This is a genomic window from Saccharopolyspora elongata, assembly GCF_004348985.1.
Taxonomy (GTDB): domain Bacteria; phylum Actinomycetota; class Actinomycetes; order Mycobacteriales; family Pseudonocardiaceae; genus Saccharopolyspora; species Saccharopolyspora elongata.
Genome location: NZ_SMKW01000275.1, coordinates 1 through 308 on the forward strand (window position 1 = coordinate 1; position 308 = coordinate 308).

At 71.8% G+C, this 308-nt stretch carries 1 pseudogene; it reads right to left on the reverse strand.

The features are described from left to right. A pseudogene (locus E1288_RS46665) lies at positions 1-221 on the reverse strand (MFS transporter); the annotation flags it as partial. Positions 222-308: the final 87 nt, after the last annotated feature.

A 308-nucleotide genomic window follows, 5' to 3' on the forward strand; every position in this document is an offset into this window, starting at 1 on the left:
GCGGAGACGATCTGGCTGACCGAGAACGCCCACGTCACCGCCGGCACCGACCACCCCGTCTCCACACTGATCCGCGGCGCGAGCACGGGGAAGGCGTAGTAGAGCACGCCCCAGCTGGTGATCTCGGTGACGCACAGGGCGATCAACGCCCACCGTCGCCGTGCCTGCGGGATCGCAGGCACGGCGACGGTGGTGGTCGGTGTGGCGCCGTCGGCCGCCATCAGTGTTCGCGGGGCGCCGGGGCGCTCAGCTCGACGAGCTCCGGCTGCGGCGCACCGCAACAGCCGCCGGTGTTCTTCTCCGCTTCG